Here is a 15,573-nt window from a genome sequence, read left to right on the forward strand (position 1 = left end):
ATTTTACGCTCCGTAAAGCTCTGTACTTAGGTATCTCTCGCCGTTATCTGGAGCTATGAAAAGCACTTTTTTGCCAGCGCCAAGTCTTTTAGCCACTCTTTTTGCAGCCACGTAAGAAGCGCCACCACTTATGCCTATCATCAAGCCATCGCTCTTTGCGATCGCTCTAGCTGCGTTTAGTGCGTCATCGTTGCTTACTTTTTCTACTTCGCTAACTAGGCTCATATCCATTGTATTTGGTAAAAATCCAGCTCCGATGCCTTGAATTTTATGTGGTCCTGGGTTGCCGCCACTTAAAACTGGTGATGCCTCAGGCTCTACTGCGATGATCTTGGTCTCATAGCCTTTTTCTTTTAGAACCTTTGCCACGCCGCTTATCGTGCCACCTGTGCCAACGCCTGCTACAAAGGCATCAAGCTTGCTAAAATCAGCCACGATCTCAGCAGCTGTTGTTAGCTCGTGAGCTTGTGGGTTATACTTGTTTTCAAACTGGCTTAGCATTACGTGATTTGGCTGAGAAGCTAGCTCAGTAGCTCTTGCGATCGCTGCTTTCATGCCACCAGCTGCAGGAGTTAGCTCAAGATGAGCGCCATAAGCTGCAACGATCTTGCGTCTTTCGATACTCATGCTCTCAGGCATGCAAAGGATCACTTTAAAGCCAAGTGCAGCACCGCACATAGCTACGCCGATACCTGTATTGCCGCTTGTTGGCTCAACGATAGTGTCGCCATGTTTTAGCGTACCATCAGCTAGCATTTTTGTGATCATATTAAATGCGATCCTATCTTTTACAGAGCCGCCTGGATTAAAAAACTCTAATTTTACGTAAATTTCAGCCTCGTCAGCACCTGTTTTAACCTTTACGATAGGTGTATTACCGATCGTTTTTACGATGTTATCGTAGATCATCACTTCTCCTAAAATAAATTTCTCGTAAATTTAGCATAGAATTTAAAATAAAACATAAAAAGTCCTAATTTGCGCTAAATTTAAAATAAAATTTTTAATTTTTAATGTTATCAAGCACCTCTTGTCCGCTTTGGCTTAAAATTTTACCTTTGAAATTCTCTTTGCAAAACTCCAAAATGAGTGCATGATAGAGCTTTAAAACCTCAGTTTCGTCAAATTTCTCGCTATCAAGAAATTTGTAAATTTCATCATAATCAAGCGAGCTAAACCACTCAGCCGCCTCGTCGTAGCTCTCAAAAATGTAGTCAAAATATGCCATTATCCTAAGCGCATAAGCATCAACGACCATATAAGGCTTGCCGCAAGCATAAGTAAGTATCGCATCACAAGTCTCAGTGCCAACGCCTTTTACGCTTATGAGCCACTCACGGCTAACGTTTTCTTTAAAATTATCAAAGCTCTCAAATTCATTTTTTATAGCTAGGCAAAGCGTCTTTAGCCGTTTTGCCTTTGTATTGTAAAAGCCGCTTGGCTTTATGAGTGTGGCAAGCTCGCTGTTTTCAAGCGTGCAAATGCCTTGCAGGCTATCTTTGCTCGCTTTTTTTAGATTAGCTAGAGCTTTTTCAACGTTTTTCCAGTTGGTATTTTGCACCAAAATAGCGCCCAAAATGACATCAAAAGTGCCCTCGCCTGGCCATTTTAGCTCGTCTAAATTTCTCTTTTTGTGATTTAGCAGAGCTAAAAACAGATCAGTTGATCTCATTTTAAATTTTCTTTAAAAGTTAGATAAAACTGCTTTGCCGTCCTGCCACTCCTGCTAGCTCTTAGCGTGGCGAAATTTTTAGCAAGCGTGTGAAGCTCATCTTTGTCGCCAGTGTAGTCTTTGAAGTAAAAATCAACCATTTTTAAGTACTCGTCGTAGTTACCTTGATAAAAGCTGATCCAAAGGCCAAAGCGGTCTGAGAGCGAAATTTTCTCCTGAGCTGCGTCGCTGTAGTGGATTTCTCCGTCTATTAGCTCTGAGTTTTCATTTTCGCTTTTAAACTCGCTTATTAGGTGGCGGCGGTTTGAAGTGGCGTATAAAAGGACGTTTTTTGGCGGCTTTTGGATAGAGCCGTCCATAATAGGTTTTAGAAATTTATACTCATTACTGCCATTTTCAAAGCTTAGATCGTCACAAAAAATGATAAATTTAAACTCGCTCTTTCTGATCTCATCGATGATGTCGCCAAGGTATTTTAGATCTTCGCAGCCAATCTCGATGATGCGAAGTCCCTCTTTATAAAATTTAGTAAAAACAGCCCTTACAAGGCTTGACTTGCCACATCCTCTCTCGCCCCAAAGAAGCACGTGATTTGCCTCGTCGCCAGCTATAAAATTTCTAGTATTTTTTAGCAAAATTTCTTTTTGTTTCTCTAGTCCATAAAGTGAGTCGATATCGACAAAATCGATATCCTCAACTGGCTTTAACATCCCTTTTGTGCTCTTATAAATCGCTGCGTACTTCACACCCCAATCTATCATTTCTTATCCTTTCTTAGATAGACCAAGATTTCAGCCAAAACATCGTCATCGTCCTTGCTACGTGACTTTAGCCTGATCTTCTCGTCATCATTTTTTGTTATTAGTATATTTTGTTCGCTATTTGAGATCGTCTTTATGCCAGCTTTTAGAGCTAAAATTTTGATGATGATAAGGTCTAAAAACTGCTTTGTATATGTATCTATCTTGCCAAATCTATCCTCAAGTTCGCTTTGTATCTCATAGACCTCGGCTACCTCTTTACACTTGCTAAGGCGCCTGTAAATTTCAAGCCTTAGCCTATCTTCTCTTATAAATTCTTGATTTAAAAAGGCGCTCACACTAAGTTTTAGATCGATCTTGTCAAGCTTTGCGGAGTCTTGATTAAGAAGCTTGTTTATCTCATCTTCTAGCATCTTTAGATATAGCGAGTAGCCGATAGCCTCGATGTGACCGCTTTGCGCCTCGCCGATGATGTTACCACCACCTCTTATCTCAAGGTCATGATAAGCTAGCACTGAGCCAGCACCCAAAAATGAGTTGCCCTCAAGTGCCACAAGTCGTTTTAGCGCGTCTTTGCTAATGGCATCTTTATCCTCCACCAAAAAGTAGCAATAAGCCTGCTTGTCGCTTCTGCCTACACGTCCGCGCAGCTGATGTAGGTCAGCCATGCCAAATTTATTAGCATTTTCTACGATTATGGTGTTTGCATTTGGCAGGTGGATGCCGCTTTCAACGATGCTGGTGCAAAGCAGCAAGTCATACTCGCCCCGCTCAAATTTCATCATCTCATCTTCAGCGACTTTTGCATTTATCTTTGAGTGAAGTATCAAGATCCTAAGCTTTGGCAAAATTTTTCTTAGCTCATTTGCCGTCTGCTCGATGTCTGCGATGTGGTTGTGGATGTAAAAGGTCTGCCCGCCGCGTCTTAGCTCACGCATGATCGCCTCTTTGACGACCTTTTCGTCCCACTCTCTCACGCTTGTCCTCACATCTAGCCTCGAGCTTGGCGGAGTGGCTAAAATGCTATATGTTTTTATCTTGCTAAGCGCCATATTTAGGCTTCTTGGTATCGGCGTAGCGCTCATACTTAAGATGTGTGAGTGCTGAGAAATTTCTTTTAGCTGCTCTTTTTGCTTAACGCCAAATTTATGCTCCTCATCAACCACTATAAGCCCTAAATTTTCAGCCTTTACGCCAAGAAGCGCATGCGTACCCACGCAAACTATGGGCTCGTTTTCTTTTAGCGCTTTTTGCAGACTTGATTTTTCTTTGGCGCTTGAGAAGCGATCCAGCCTAAAGACCTTTATGCCAAATTTGCTAAATCTCTGGCTTAACGTCTTATAGTGCTGCGAGCTAAGAAGCGTCGTTGGCACAAAGAAAAATGCGCTAAAGCCTGATTTTATGCAAGTAAATATGGCATTCATCGCAACTTCAGTCTTGCCAAAGCCCACGTCGCCACTAAGCAGCCTATCCATCACCTTGCCGCTTTTTAGCTCATCTTTTATATCATTTACCGCTTTTTGCTGGTCGCTCGTGTATGAAAAGCCAGCGTCTTGGACGAAATTTAGATAAGAGATATCCTCTTTTTGTAAAATTTTGCCTGCGATTAGCTCCCTTTTTGCCGCCATCGCCACGATCTTTGAGGCGATCGCGAAGAGTTTTTCTCTAACCTTCTCTTTTATCTTGGCAAAATTTGCCTTGCCTAAGCGATCAAGCACCGCCATAGAGCCATTTTGCGCGATGTAGCGGTCTATCAAATTTAGATGCTCAACCGGCAAAAGAAGCTTGTCATCATTTTGGTAGGCAATTACTACAAATTCCTTCGTCGCGCCCAAAACCTTGATCTTTTCAAGCCCCAAAAATCTGCCTATACCATAATCTTCATGCACGACGTAGTCATTTACTTTTAGCTCATCCACCACGAGGCTTGAGCGTTTAACTCGCCTTTTTTTCTCAAATTTATTTAGTGATACTACGATCTTGTCGCTTGAGGTTAAATTTACTACAAGGGGCGAAATTTCAAGCTTTACGTTGGCAAAGCCATCAAGCTCATAGCCCTTAAAAAGCCCCTCATTTCTTGAAAGAACGGTTATGCTTTTGCTCTTATTTAGCTCAAAAAAGTCAAAATTTAAAGTGACTTCTAGGTCTTTATAGACCTTTGGCTCAGGCAAAATTTCAATGCCCTTAAATTTCTCCTCAGGCGCATCATAAATTTCAAAATCGATCTTTTTAACAAGCTTTGAGTCAAATTCTTTCAAGTAGTCACTAAAGCTATCTATCGCCCAAAATCCAAGAGAATTTAGATCATTCACCAAAGCATCGCTTTGCATATCCTCGATCTTTTGGCTAACTTTTTCAAACTCATCTTTGCTCAAATTTGCTATAAATGGCACGATCTCGGCTTCGCTTAGCTCGGCTTTATTGCTAATTTGCGTGGCGGTATTGTAGTTTCTGATACTCTCCACCTCATCGCCAAAGAGTAAAATTCTAACAGGATCGTCCATATTTACGCCATAAATGTCGATCACTTCGCCGCGTATGCTAAACTCGCCAACGCTCTCAACGATATCGACGCACTCGTAGCCAAAGCGTATGAGCAAGTCGGCAAATTCGTTTAAATTTAGATTATCTTTTAGCCTGATCGTTGAGCTCTCTAAGTTTTTTTGCGTTGGAAGTGGGTTTAAAAGCGTGCTAAATGGGCTTATGATGATCTTTTTGCCATCAAATTTATAGTATTTGCTAAGAACGGATGAAATTTCAAAGAGCTCTTCGTTAAAGCTTCTTAGATCATCGCCCTTTTTAGCTCTAAAATCAGGTAGTTTAAATGTGCTAAAGCCAGCAAAACTGGCCGCATCAGCGCAGAGTGCCGCCTCTTTGTCATCTTCGCAGATGAGAATTTGTGGGGCGTGTGTTAAAAGATACTCATAGACCTTTGCTTGCATAGTACTCTTTTAAAAAGGCTTCGGCTAGATGAAATGAGCCAAATGCTAGGTAAATTTTGCCGTTTTTTGCCTCTTTTATATCGTTCATATCGCTTGGCTCAAACTCTCTATGCGAAATTTCAAGCTCGTTTAGCGCTTTATTTATAAGCTCTCCGCCAAGCTCCCTGCCCTCGCAGTGGTAGTGATAAAGTAGCACGTCCTCAATGGCTGGCTTTAGAGCTGCTAAAACTGCCTTAAAATCTTTATCCAAAAATGAGTTATAAACTAGCGTTAGCTTCTTGCCGCTAAACTCTTCTTGGCTAAATTTCTTAGCCACAGCCTTTGCGCCAAGCTCGTTGTGACCGACATCAACATATAAATTTGAGGCGATCTTTTCACATCTGCCACGAAGCGATAAAGCGCCAAGCTTTTTGATATCTATGCTGCTATCTAAAATTTTAGCTGCTGCGTAGGCTAGAGTTAAATTTGAGCGCAAAAACTCTGGAAGATTAAATTTATCTGCGTAGTTTGCGATCTCGTTTAAATTCTCTTTGGTCAAAATTTCTCTTGGAAAGCTCAGAGTTGCGCCTTTTTCGCTTGCGATCTCTCTTGCGATAGCCACACTTATCTCGTTCATCTCATCATTTAAAATAGCTCTTTTGCCCATAGCTTCAAATTTCGTGCGTGAAATTTCTTCTAAGCTATTGCCTAATATCGCCGTGTGGTCAAAGCCGATCGGAGTAAAGATGCTTAGCTCTTTTTCAAAGACATTTGTCGCATCCAGCACGCCGCCCATGCCAGCCTCGCAGACAAAGTAGTCACAACCCTCAAAAAGCACCGCAGAAAGCAACGTCATATACTCAAAATAGCTCGTTTTTACCTTGTATTCATCACTCAAAAGAGCTTGCAAACGCTCATGAGCTCTCTCTAAAATTTCATCGCTAGCAACCTCGCCATTTAGCCAAAATCGCTCGTTAAATTTAAATATATGTGGGCTCGTGTAGTGGCCTACTTTTGCACCATTTTGGCTTAAAATTTGCGCTAAAAAGCGGCCCGTGCTGCCTTTGCCATTTGTGCCGATGATGTGGATTATCTTAAAAGGCTTTAGATGGCCTTTGATCGTATCATAAGCCCTTATGATCCTGCCATAGTCGATCTCTTTGTAGTAAAGTGGCTTGCCATCAAGAAATTTCGCTAGGCTCATTTTTCCTCGATTATCTTTGGCATGACTTGGTTTCTGCCGCCCTCTTTTGAAAGATAGAGCATCTTATCAGCGCCCTCAAGCGTCATCGTATCGCTTAAATTTGCACTTCTTGTCGCCACACCAGAGCTAATGGTAACTTTGATGCGCTCGTTTTTATAGATAAATTTGAAATTTTCGATCATGCTTCTTAGCTTCTCGCCAAATCTAACACCATCTTTTAGGCTCGTACTTGGTAGCAAAATGACAAATTCCTCGCCGCCATATCTACCGACAAAATCAACCTTTCTAGCATTTTTCTTAAGCACTTGAGCTACGGCTGAAAGGATCACGTCACCAGCTTCGTGTCCGTAGGTGTCATTTATCTTTTTAAAGAAGTCAATATCAACAAAGCAGATCGAATAGTCCGTGCCGTAACGTTTATAGGCCTCTTCGATACGCTGAATTTCACTCATCAAAGCTCTTTTTGTAGCAACTTTTGTCAAAAAGTCCTCTTTGCTCTCAAGCTTAGCAGCTTCAAGCTCTTTTTCTAGGCTAATAACCCTGTTTTGAAGCTCAGAAATGGTCGCTTGCTTGCTGTTCATCTCAAGGCCAAGCTCCTTACTCTCGATCTCCAAGGCACCCGCGATCTCGATAAGCATGCTCTTTACATGATCGATGCTATTTGCATTTAAATTTACATTTTTAAGATCATTTTTGATGCTTTGCACCTTGGCTGAACTACTTTGAGAGCTAGCTGCGATATCTGAAATCCTCTCGCCTATGCTTTGCAAGATGTTGTTTAATGAGCCAACTTTTTCGATGATCTCGGTTCTATCTTCTTCGATCCTGCGATCGACAAAGGTTTTTATCTTCTCTTGAAATTCTTTACTATTTAGACTTTTTGGATTTTGTTTTAAAACGTTTCTAATGGTGCTAAGCTCTTCGCCAAGCTCCTTTGTGATAGAAGGCTCAAGCGCAAAATTTAAAAGCTCAACTAAAGCGTTTTCTTCGCCGCCCTCATTTTTTTGAGAGAGAAATTTCTCAAGCTCAGCGCTCATAGTCTTTAGATCGTCAAAGTCTCTCACGCCGTAATATTTCAAAAAGTCTAAAAATTCAGTATCGTAAGAGCTTACAAAGTCAAACCATTTAAGGCACATCTCTTCAAGATTTTTCTCATCATATCTTCTAGCAAGTAGCTGCATGCCCTGCTCTGCTAGAGCTTTTGCATCTTTGTTGTGAAGCATAGAGATAGCTTGGAGGATTCTTCTTGCAAAGGCATTTAGTGACTTTAACTTTTTATCATCGACCACTTGGGCTGTGCCATTTTTAGCACCGTGAGAGAGCCTAGCGGTCATAAAAGCTACAAACTCATCAACCGTTTTTATATGAAGGCTTATAGCTTGCGCCTTATAGTCATCGCCAAGCCTTGAGATATATTTTTCTATCTTTTTGCTCTCTTCGGTAGTAAAGCCATATTTTTTAGAAATTTCATTATAAACTTCGGTGTAATTTTCTGGCGTTAGCATCAAATGGCGATCTTTTATCTCGCTCAAGGCTTCCTTGACTATTTGACTAACGGTTACTGCTGCCATTTTTATATCCTTTTACAGCTAAATTTGCGATGTACTCATCAAACGCCTCTTTTGAAGCCTCTTTTATAGCTTCATACTTTTGAGTATCGCTAATGACACTATCTGCGTATCTTACGCTCTTTTGACGTCTTGCCACACTAAAATCATACTCGCCAGTAGCAGGTATATCTATGACACGACCATCTTTAAATTTGGTTTTATAGTTTAGAGTTAAAAGAGCTTTATAAGATGTGATATAGCCATATTCATCATAGATGATTGCCTCATAATTTAAACTTTTTACCGAAACTATTATCGAAGTATCAGCGCTATCTTTGCTTGATAGTGATTTATGCAGCCTTGCGACCATGCCCTCTTTTACGGCGTCTTTTATCCAAACGCTATTTTTCGGCTCTTCTTTGCTGATGATAACATCAACATAAACTCTATCTCCAACCAAATCCTGCGAGATCTTTGAAACTGGTTTATAGCCACATCCGCAGATAAATATCGCAATAAAAAACGCTAAAAAATATCTCAAAATTTATCCTTTAATGACAAAATTTACTAATTTGCCTTTTATATAAATCTCTTTTAAAATTTCTTTTCCTTCAAGCCATTTAGCCACGTTTTGCTTAGCTTGTTTTAAAATTTCACTCTCACTTTCGCTTGCTGCCACTTCAAACTCAGCCCTTTTTTTGCCATTGACTGTAACTGCAAGAGCGATGCTATCTTTTACAAAGACCTCTTCTTTTACAGCTATCTTTGTGAAATTTTTTCTGCCAAAAAGCTCTTCGCTAAGCTCATTTGCGATATGCGGCACGATAGGCTCTAGTAAATTTAAGATAATGAAAAAGCCCTCAGCATTTACGTTCTCATTATCCTGCGCATTTATAGCGTTTAGTGCCTCCATGCAAGCAGCGATTAAAGTATTAAAAGCAAATGTATCGCCAAAAACCTCGGTTGATTTTTTGAGCGCTTCGTAAATTTTTAGCCTTGCAAATTTCTCATCTTTATTTAAGCTTTCGTGATCTATCTCAGGCAATTTATCTATCTTTTTGATAGTTTGTGCCTTCTCCCAAAGCCTATTTAAAAACCTAAATGCGCCCTCAACTGCGCTATCGTTCCACTCAAGCTCTTTTTGAGGAGGAGCAGCAAATAGGATAAAAAGCCTTGCCGTATCAGCGCCATATCTATTTATGATATCATCAGGATCTACGACGTTGCCCTTGCTTTTACTCATCTTTTTGCCATCTTTTAAGACCATGCCTTGAGTAAGTAAATTTTCAAATGGCTCATCGTCTCTTAGATAGCCAAGGTCTCTTAAGACCTTTTGAAAAAATCTAGCATATAAAAGGTGCAAGATCGCATGCTCGATACCGCCGATATACTGATCTACATTCATCCAATAATTCACGCTCTTTTCATCAAGCGCTTTTTGCTCCCAAGTCTTCTCATCGCTTGCAAATCTAGCAAAATACCAGCTACTCTCTACGAATGTATCCATCGTATCAGTCTCTCTGATCGCGTCTTTACCGCATTTTGGACACTTTGTAAATTTCCAAGTTGGATGTTTATCAAGTGGATTACCCTCGCCTGTGATCTTGACATCTTCAGGTAGCGCGATAGGTAAATTTTCCTCTTTTTCAGGCACTACGCCGCAGCATTTGCAGTGCACAATAGGTATCGGCGCACCCCAGTATCTTTGGCGAGAAATTCCCCAATCTCTTAGCTTATAGTTTGTGATCCTTTTGCCAAGACCATCTTTTTCAAATTTCTCTATTATAAAGCTTTTGGCATCCTCTGAGCTAAGTCCGTTTATAAGCTCGGAATTTATAGCAACTCCGTATTCCGAGTATGCTTTTGAGCTCTCACTCTCGCCCTCAAGTGGCTTTACGACAGGTTTTATAGGTAGATTAAATTTGCTTGCAAACTCAAAGTCTCTTTGATCGTGCGCAGGCACAGCCATGATAGCGCCACTGCCGTAGTCAGCTAGGATGAAATTTGCAACCCAAACTGGGATCTTTTCATTTGTGAGCGGATGAATGACGTAAATTCCTAAAAATTCTCCATCTTTATCGCTTGCTTGGCGCTCTCTTGGGCTTTGATTAAGTATTGTTTTTATCTTTGCTTTTTTGCTTTCATCAAATTTAGCATTTTCAAGTAGTGCTTTTACGATAGGATGCTCTGGTGAAAGGGCTGTATAGCTAACGCCATAAATCGTATCAGGTCTTGTTGTAAATACCTCAAAGCCATCAAATTTAGCACCCAAAGTCTCTTTTGATGCCTCATCAAGGCTAAATTTAAACTCCAAGCCATAGCTTCTACCGATCCAGTTTTCTTGCATTGTGATGACTTGATTTGGCCATTTGCCCTCAAGAAGCTTTAGGTCATCAAGTAGCTCGCTAGCGTATTTTGTGATGTTAAAGTAATATCCTGGAAGCTCTTTTTGCACCACATCATTGCCGCATCTCCAGCACTTGCCGTCCTCTACTTGCTCGTTTGCAAGCACGGTTTGATCATACTCGCACCAGTTTACGATGGCATTTTTCCTATAAACAAGCCCTTTTTCAAACATCTTTATAAAAAAGCTTTGCTCCCACTTTGTGTAAAGCGGGTCAGATGTAGCCAAAATTCTCTTTTTAGAAAACGAAAAGCCAAGGCTTGCAAGCTCTTTTTTCATATAGTCGATGTTTTCATAAGTCCAAATTTTAGGGTGAATTTTATGTTTTATGGCTGCGTTTTCAGCTGGCATACCAAAGCTATCAAAGCCGATAGGATGAAGCACGTTGTAGCCGCTTTTTCTATATGACCTAGCCAGCGCATCGCCGATAGAGTAGTTTCTCACATGCCCCATGTGTATGCGACCGCTTGGATATGGAAACATGCTTAAGATGTATTTTTTTGGCAAGCTTAAGTCGTCTTTTGGCTCAAATTCCTCATTTTTATCCCAAATTTCTTGCCATTTTTTTTCTATCTTTAAAGGCTCATATTTTCTCTTCTCAGCCATTTTTTCTCCTAAAATTCTTCTTGTGATTTGCTTGATTCTATTAATACCAAGGCTAGTGAAAATATATTTGCAATGACTGCGCCAATAGCTAATGAGTAACTAAGTGTCGCATTTTCAGATACTTGCAAAATAACAAAAGCTGGTATAAGGTGCAAATCAGCAACCAGCGAGCTAGCAAAAAGCTCAGCTGATAGTAAATTTTTAACGCCAATCTTAAGTAGCGTAGAAACTAAATTTATACTAGCTGCCACAAAAAGGGCGATCTCATTTTTATCATATAAAAACTCCGCCGTAGTCGTAAGACTCATCAGCGCAAAAAATATGTAGATAACTTTTCCCCAGTTCATTATCCCTCCTTACACAACGCCTTTTTCAAACATAGCACGCTCTTTATCACGCTCTTTTTTGATCCTTTGCTTCTCAGCCTCTCTAGCTCTAAAATGCTCGATGCTAAATTTAAACCAGATAAGAAATGGTGATGAGATGTAGATCGAGCTGATCGTTCCTATAACGATACCAACGATAAGGATAAATGAAAATCCATGTATCATATCTCCACCAAATAAAAATAACACAACAACAGTCATCATCGTAGTGGCTGAAGTTAGGATAGTTCTTGAAAGTGTGGCTGAGACTGACTCATTGATAACGCCCTCGATATCAGTTCTCTTGCTCTCTTTTATGCCTTCTCTTATCCTGTCAAAAATGATGATCGTATCGTTTAGCGAGTAGCCAAGCACCGTTAATACAGCCGCTAGTGTGTCCAAATTTACATCGATATCAAATAGCGAAATAGCACCAACAGTTATAACGATATCGTGAATTTCAGTTGCGATCGCAGCAAGCGCAAATCTCCACTCAAATCTAAATGTGATATAAAGAAGCACGCCAATTAGTGAAATTCCAAGAGCCATCAGACCCTTTTGCCTAAGCTCGTCACCAACCTTTGGACCAACAATATCAACACGTCTTACTTCAAAATTTCCAGTATCTTTTAAAATTTGCTTTATCTCAGTGCCGATGTCACCAGTTAAATTTGAACTTGATCCTGAAAATCTAATAACAGCTTCATCTTCACTTCCAAACTCAGTAACAGAAGCGTTTTTAAGCACTTCATTTGTGCCAAAAGCGTCGCGAATTTTATCAAGTGGCGCTTTGGTGTCGTATTTTAGCTGGATAAGCGTACCACCAGAAAAATCGATGCCGTAGTTTAAACCCTTTGTTGCAAGCAAAAAGATCGAGCCAACAAATAAAAATATAGAAAGTGCCAATGAAGCAAATCTAAACCGCATAAAATCATAAACTTTTGCCTTAGTAAAAATTTGCATCCCTAGCTCCTTTTATAACCAAACCAAAGTCTGGTATTTCCGCTTTTTTCTATCTTGTCCATGACTGCATCAAACATGCCATGTGTGCCTAAAATGGCCGTTAGCATCGAAGCCATGATACCTATGGCCATTGTCACAGCAAAGCCTTTAACTGGACCAGTACCATAAGCATAAAGCACTGCAACTGTGATAATAGTAGTTAAGTTTGAGTCGATGATCGCACTCATAGCGTGCTCATAGCCCTTTTGCACGGCCGTTCTTATCGCCACGCCTTCACGCAAGAGCTCACGTATACGCTCGTTTATGATGACGTTTGCATCAACTGCCATACCGATAGTTAGCACGATACCAGCCATGCCTGGCAGAGTAAGCGTCGCTCCAAAAAGCGCCATGACAGCAACTAATATAACAACGTCCGCAACTAGCGCGATATTTGCAAAAACTCCAGAAATTCCATAATAAACTAGCATAAATAGCACGACTAAAATAGATCCAGCAGCAAGTGCTACCATGCTTTGATTGATGCTCTCTTGACCTAAAGATGGGCCGACACTTCTTTTTTCTAGCATCTTAACAGGTGCCAAAAGTGCGCCGCTTCTAAGTGCGATCGCCACATCGTGAGCCTCATCAAGTGTAAAGCCACCGCTGATCTGGCCGCTGCCGCCACCTATTCTTTCATTTATAACTGGAGCTGAATAGACCTTACCATCAAGCACGATAGCAAGTCTTTTACCGACATTTGCACCAGTAAAATCACCAAAAATTCTAGCACCTTCTGAATTTAGTGTGAAATTTATGATCGGTAGATTATTTTGCTGAGAAAATGCAACCTTTGCGTCAGTTAGCATCGAGCCATCAAGTACAGGGATATTTTTAACGACGTATTTTACACGGTCATTTTTAGCATCTTTAAAGATCACGTCGCCATAGCTTTCAGCCTCGGCCTCGCTCATGGTATTAGCCTGATCTTGTCTTTTGTCATCAACTGCCATAAGCTGCAAGTGAGCAGCCTTTGCGATAAGATCTCTCGCTCTTTGCTCGTCTTCTTCAGTCTTTATGCCAGGAAGCTCGACTAGGATATTATCTTTGCCTTGTCTAGCGACTGTTGGCTCAGCTAGACCAAACTGATCAAGCCTGTTTCTAATAGTCTCAACAGCTTGTGAGATCGCATACTCGATCGTATCAAGCCTCTCTTGCTCTGTAAGAGTGATATGATAGTTTAGACCATCTTTTTTGATATTAAGCCCTTTTATCTCAGCAAGCGCCTTATCAACCTTTGGAGCCTCGTCACTATCAAGTAGTGCAAAATCAACACTATCTTCTTTTATCTTAAATTTATCAATGAGCACATCTTCTTTTTTGGCATAATAATTTATGCTTCCAGCGATTGACTTGATCTTAGAGTGGATGGCTTCGTTAGTTTCAACACCAAGAAGCATATGAAGACCGCCTTGAAGGTCAAGTCCTAGCGAAATTTTAGCTCCGCTTTGAGTCTGAAAAAAAGATGGCACCGAAAAGCCAAAACCAAAAACCAAGGCTAATATTAATATAATCAGCCTATATGTAACTCTTGCGTTACGCATTATTTATCTTCGATCTTTTTAGCTACAAACTCACGTGCTATACGAACGATTACATCATCGTTAAGTTTAACTTTGATAAAATCATTTTCGGCTTTAATCACTTCGCATATAAGTCCGCCATTAGTTACTATCTTATCGCCTTTGTCAAGAGCTGCAAGCATTGCTGCGTGGGCTTTTTGTTGTTTTTGTTGAGGTCTGATAACCAAAAAGTAAAATATGGCGAAAAGCACAACAAGAGGTAGTAATGATGTTAAAAAATCAGCGTTTTGCATGGATTTCCTTATTTGTAAGATTTTTAAATGGACATTTTAGCACTAAAATTATAATAAAAGCCTTTGTCGGTGCTTTTTTGCTTTCTAATTTCATTTTTTTAGCTATGGCTGAAAATCAAATTTTAAATTTCATCTCACCTTTTCTCACGCTAGCTGGAATTTACATCATCATAAATTTAAGCAGAGCTGGATTTTTCGCGGCTGGATTTTTCACTGGGATTTTGTGGTTTTACTGGATCGGCTTTAGCTTCATTTACTACGAATTAGTCTGGCTTATCCCATTTGTCATCCTCTTTGTAGCCCTTGTTTATGGACTTATGTTTTGGATAGCCTCTTTTCCAAGCTTTGTGGCATTAAGAGCCGTTTTGTTATTTTTAATAAGCTACGTGCACCCATTTGGCTTTAACTGGTTTAACCTTGAAGCAACGCTTGTTTTAGGCGCTTTTGAGCCAAATACTAGAGGGCTTATATTTATATTTTTAGCAGCCATTTCTTTGAGTTTAAAAGGTAAAATTTTAAAATTTATCCTAGCTTTTATCTGTCTGATCGCTGCTTTGCAGTTTAAAAGTAACGAGGCAAAGACTCTACCATTTGAGGTGGAGCTAACAAATACTAATGTCGCTCAAAGGGTGCGCTGGGATAAAAGCTTGCGCATGGAATTTACAAATGAAAATTTAGACATGATAAATAGCGCTATCGCCGAGCAAAAACGTCTTATCGTGCTGCCTGAGAGTGCGTTTCCATTATTTATGACAAATGAGCCACTGCTTGTTGATGAGCTAAAAGAGCTTTCAAAGAAGATAACTATCGTAGCTGGCGCACTTGCTTATGAAAATAAGCAAATTTATAACTCTGCATTTTTGTTTCAAAATGGCACTCTAAGGCGAATGGATAAGAAATTTTTAGTGCCATTTGGAGAAGAAATCCCTCTGCCAAAATTTATGCAAGATGCAGTAAATAAGCTATTTTTTGGCGGAGCTAGTGACTTTAAAAAGGCTGAAAATTTTAGCGACTATGAGATAGACGGGGTTAAAATCAGAAATGCTATCTGCTACGAGGCAACAAGAGAGGAGCTTTATAAGGGCGAATTTGACGTGGTCGTGGCTATCACAAACAACGGCTGGTTTGTGCCAAGTAGCGAACCTGTGCTTCAAAGAGTGCTTATAAAACACCTTGCTACAAAGTATAATAAAGCGGTCTATCACAGTGTAAATGGCTCAAAAAGCGAGATCATTTTGCCAAAAAAAGCGTTTTGGGATGAGTTTTAAAAGA

At 40.2% G+C, this 15,573-nt stretch carries 13 protein-coding genes; 1 reads left to right on the forward strand and 12 read right to left on the reverse strand.

What is annotated here, in order from left to right; all coding sequences use genetic code 11:
* Window positions 1-3: 3 nt before the first annotated feature.
* The 12 genes from cysK to yajC all read right to left on the reverse strand — a co-directional run bounded on the left by cysK (window position 4) and on the right by yajC (window position 14,301).
* Complete coding sequence (cysK, locus tag CYP84_RS05920; protein ID WP_103558525.1) at window positions 4-909, reverse strand: cysteine synthase A; 906 nt, start codon at window positions 907-909, stop codon at window positions 4-6.
* A gap of 94 nt (window positions 910-1,003) precedes the next feature.
* The gene (locus tag CYP84_RS05925) at window positions 1,004-1,672 is read right to left on the reverse strand and encodes an endonuclease III domain-containing protein (RefSeq protein WP_087580870.1); all 669 of its coding nucleotides are present in this window, start codon (window positions 1,670-1,672) and stop codon (window positions 1,004-1,006) included.
* Complete coding sequence (locus CYP84_RS05930) at window positions 1,669-2,433, reverse strand: ATP-binding protein (protein WP_002942073.1); 765 nt, start codon at window positions 2,431-2,433, stop codon at window positions 1,669-1,671. Before CYP84_RS05930 ends, CYP84_RS05925 begins: the two co-directional genes overlap by 4 nt.
* Window positions 2,430-5,375 carry a transcription-repair coupling factor gene (gene mfd, locus CYP84_RS05935; RefSeq protein WP_103636968.1) on the reverse strand — a complete coding sequence of 982 codons (2,946 nt, stop codon included), beginning with the start codon at window positions 5,373-5,375 and terminating at the stop codon, window positions 2,430-2,432. Before mfd ends, CYP84_RS05930 begins: the two co-directional genes overlap by 4 nt.
* On the reverse strand, window positions 5,356-6,558 hold the full coding sequence (locus tag CYP84_RS05940; RefSeq protein ID WP_103636969.1) for a Mur ligase family protein: 1,203 nt from the start codon (window positions 6,556-6,558) through the stop codon (window positions 5,356-5,358). The genes mfd and CYP84_RS05940 overlap by 20 nt, the downstream gene beginning before the upstream one ends.
* Window positions 6,555-8,129, reverse strand: coding sequence for a GGDEF domain-containing protein (locus CYP84_RS05945; protein WP_103636970.1), 1,575 nt, complete (start codon window positions 8,127-8,129; stop codon window positions 6,555-6,557). Before CYP84_RS05945 ends, CYP84_RS05940 begins: the two co-directional genes overlap by 4 nt.
* Window positions 8,110-8,649: an LPS assembly lipoprotein LptE gene (gene lptE, locus CYP84_RS05950; protein WP_087580875.1), complete on the reverse strand. Its 540-nt coding sequence runs from the start codon at window positions 8,647-8,649 to the stop codon at window positions 8,110-8,112. The genes CYP84_RS05945 and lptE overlap by 20 nt, the downstream gene beginning before the upstream one ends.
* A 3-nt stretch (window positions 8,650-8,652) precedes the next feature.
* Entirely contained in the window at window positions 8,653-11,118 is a 2,466-nt protein-coding gene (leuS, locus tag CYP84_RS05955) for a leucine--tRNA ligase (RefSeq protein WP_103636971.1), read from the reverse strand.
* A gap of 8 nt (window positions 11,119-11,126) precedes the next feature.
* On the reverse strand, window positions 11,127-11,465 hold the full coding sequence (locus CYP84_RS05960) for a DUF6394 family protein (RefSeq protein ID WP_002942000.1): 339 nt from the start codon (window positions 11,463-11,465) through the stop codon (window positions 11,127-11,129).
* A 9-nt stretch (window positions 11,466-11,474) separates the two neighbouring features.
* Complete coding sequence (gene secF / locus CYP84_RS05965; protein WP_021092267.1) at window positions 11,475-12,446, reverse strand: protein translocase subunit SecF; 972 nt, start codon at window positions 12,444-12,446, stop codon at window positions 11,475-11,477.
* Between the two features lie 2 nt (window positions 12,447-12,448).
* On the reverse strand, window positions 12,449-14,029 hold the full coding sequence (gene secD, locus CYP84_RS05970) for a protein translocase subunit SecD (RefSeq protein ID WP_103636972.1): 1,581 nt from the start codon (window positions 14,027-14,029) through the stop codon (window positions 12,449-12,451).
* Window positions 14,029-14,301 carry a preprotein translocase subunit YajC gene (gene yajC, locus CYP84_RS05975; RefSeq protein ID WP_002941849.1) on the reverse strand — a complete coding sequence of 91 codons (273 nt, stop codon included), beginning with the start codon at window positions 14,299-14,301 and terminating at the stop codon, window positions 14,029-14,031. Before yajC ends, secD begins: the two co-directional genes overlap by 1 nt.
* Between yajC and CYP84_RS05980 the strand changes: the two genes are divergently transcribed.
* Window positions 14,277-15,569, forward strand: coding sequence for an apolipoprotein N-acyltransferase (locus CYP84_RS05980; RefSeq protein WP_180996392.1), 1,293 nt, complete (start codon window positions 14,277-14,279; stop codon window positions 15,567-15,569). The two genes, yajC and CYP84_RS05980, sit on opposite strands and share 25 nt — an antisense overlap.
* Window positions 15,570-15,573: the final 4 nt, after the last annotated feature.

This window comes from Campylobacter concisus (genome assembly GCF_002912425.1).
Taxonomy (GTDB): domain Bacteria; phylum Campylobacterota; class Campylobacteria; order Campylobacterales; family Campylobacteraceae; genus Campylobacter_A; species Campylobacter_A concisus_AH.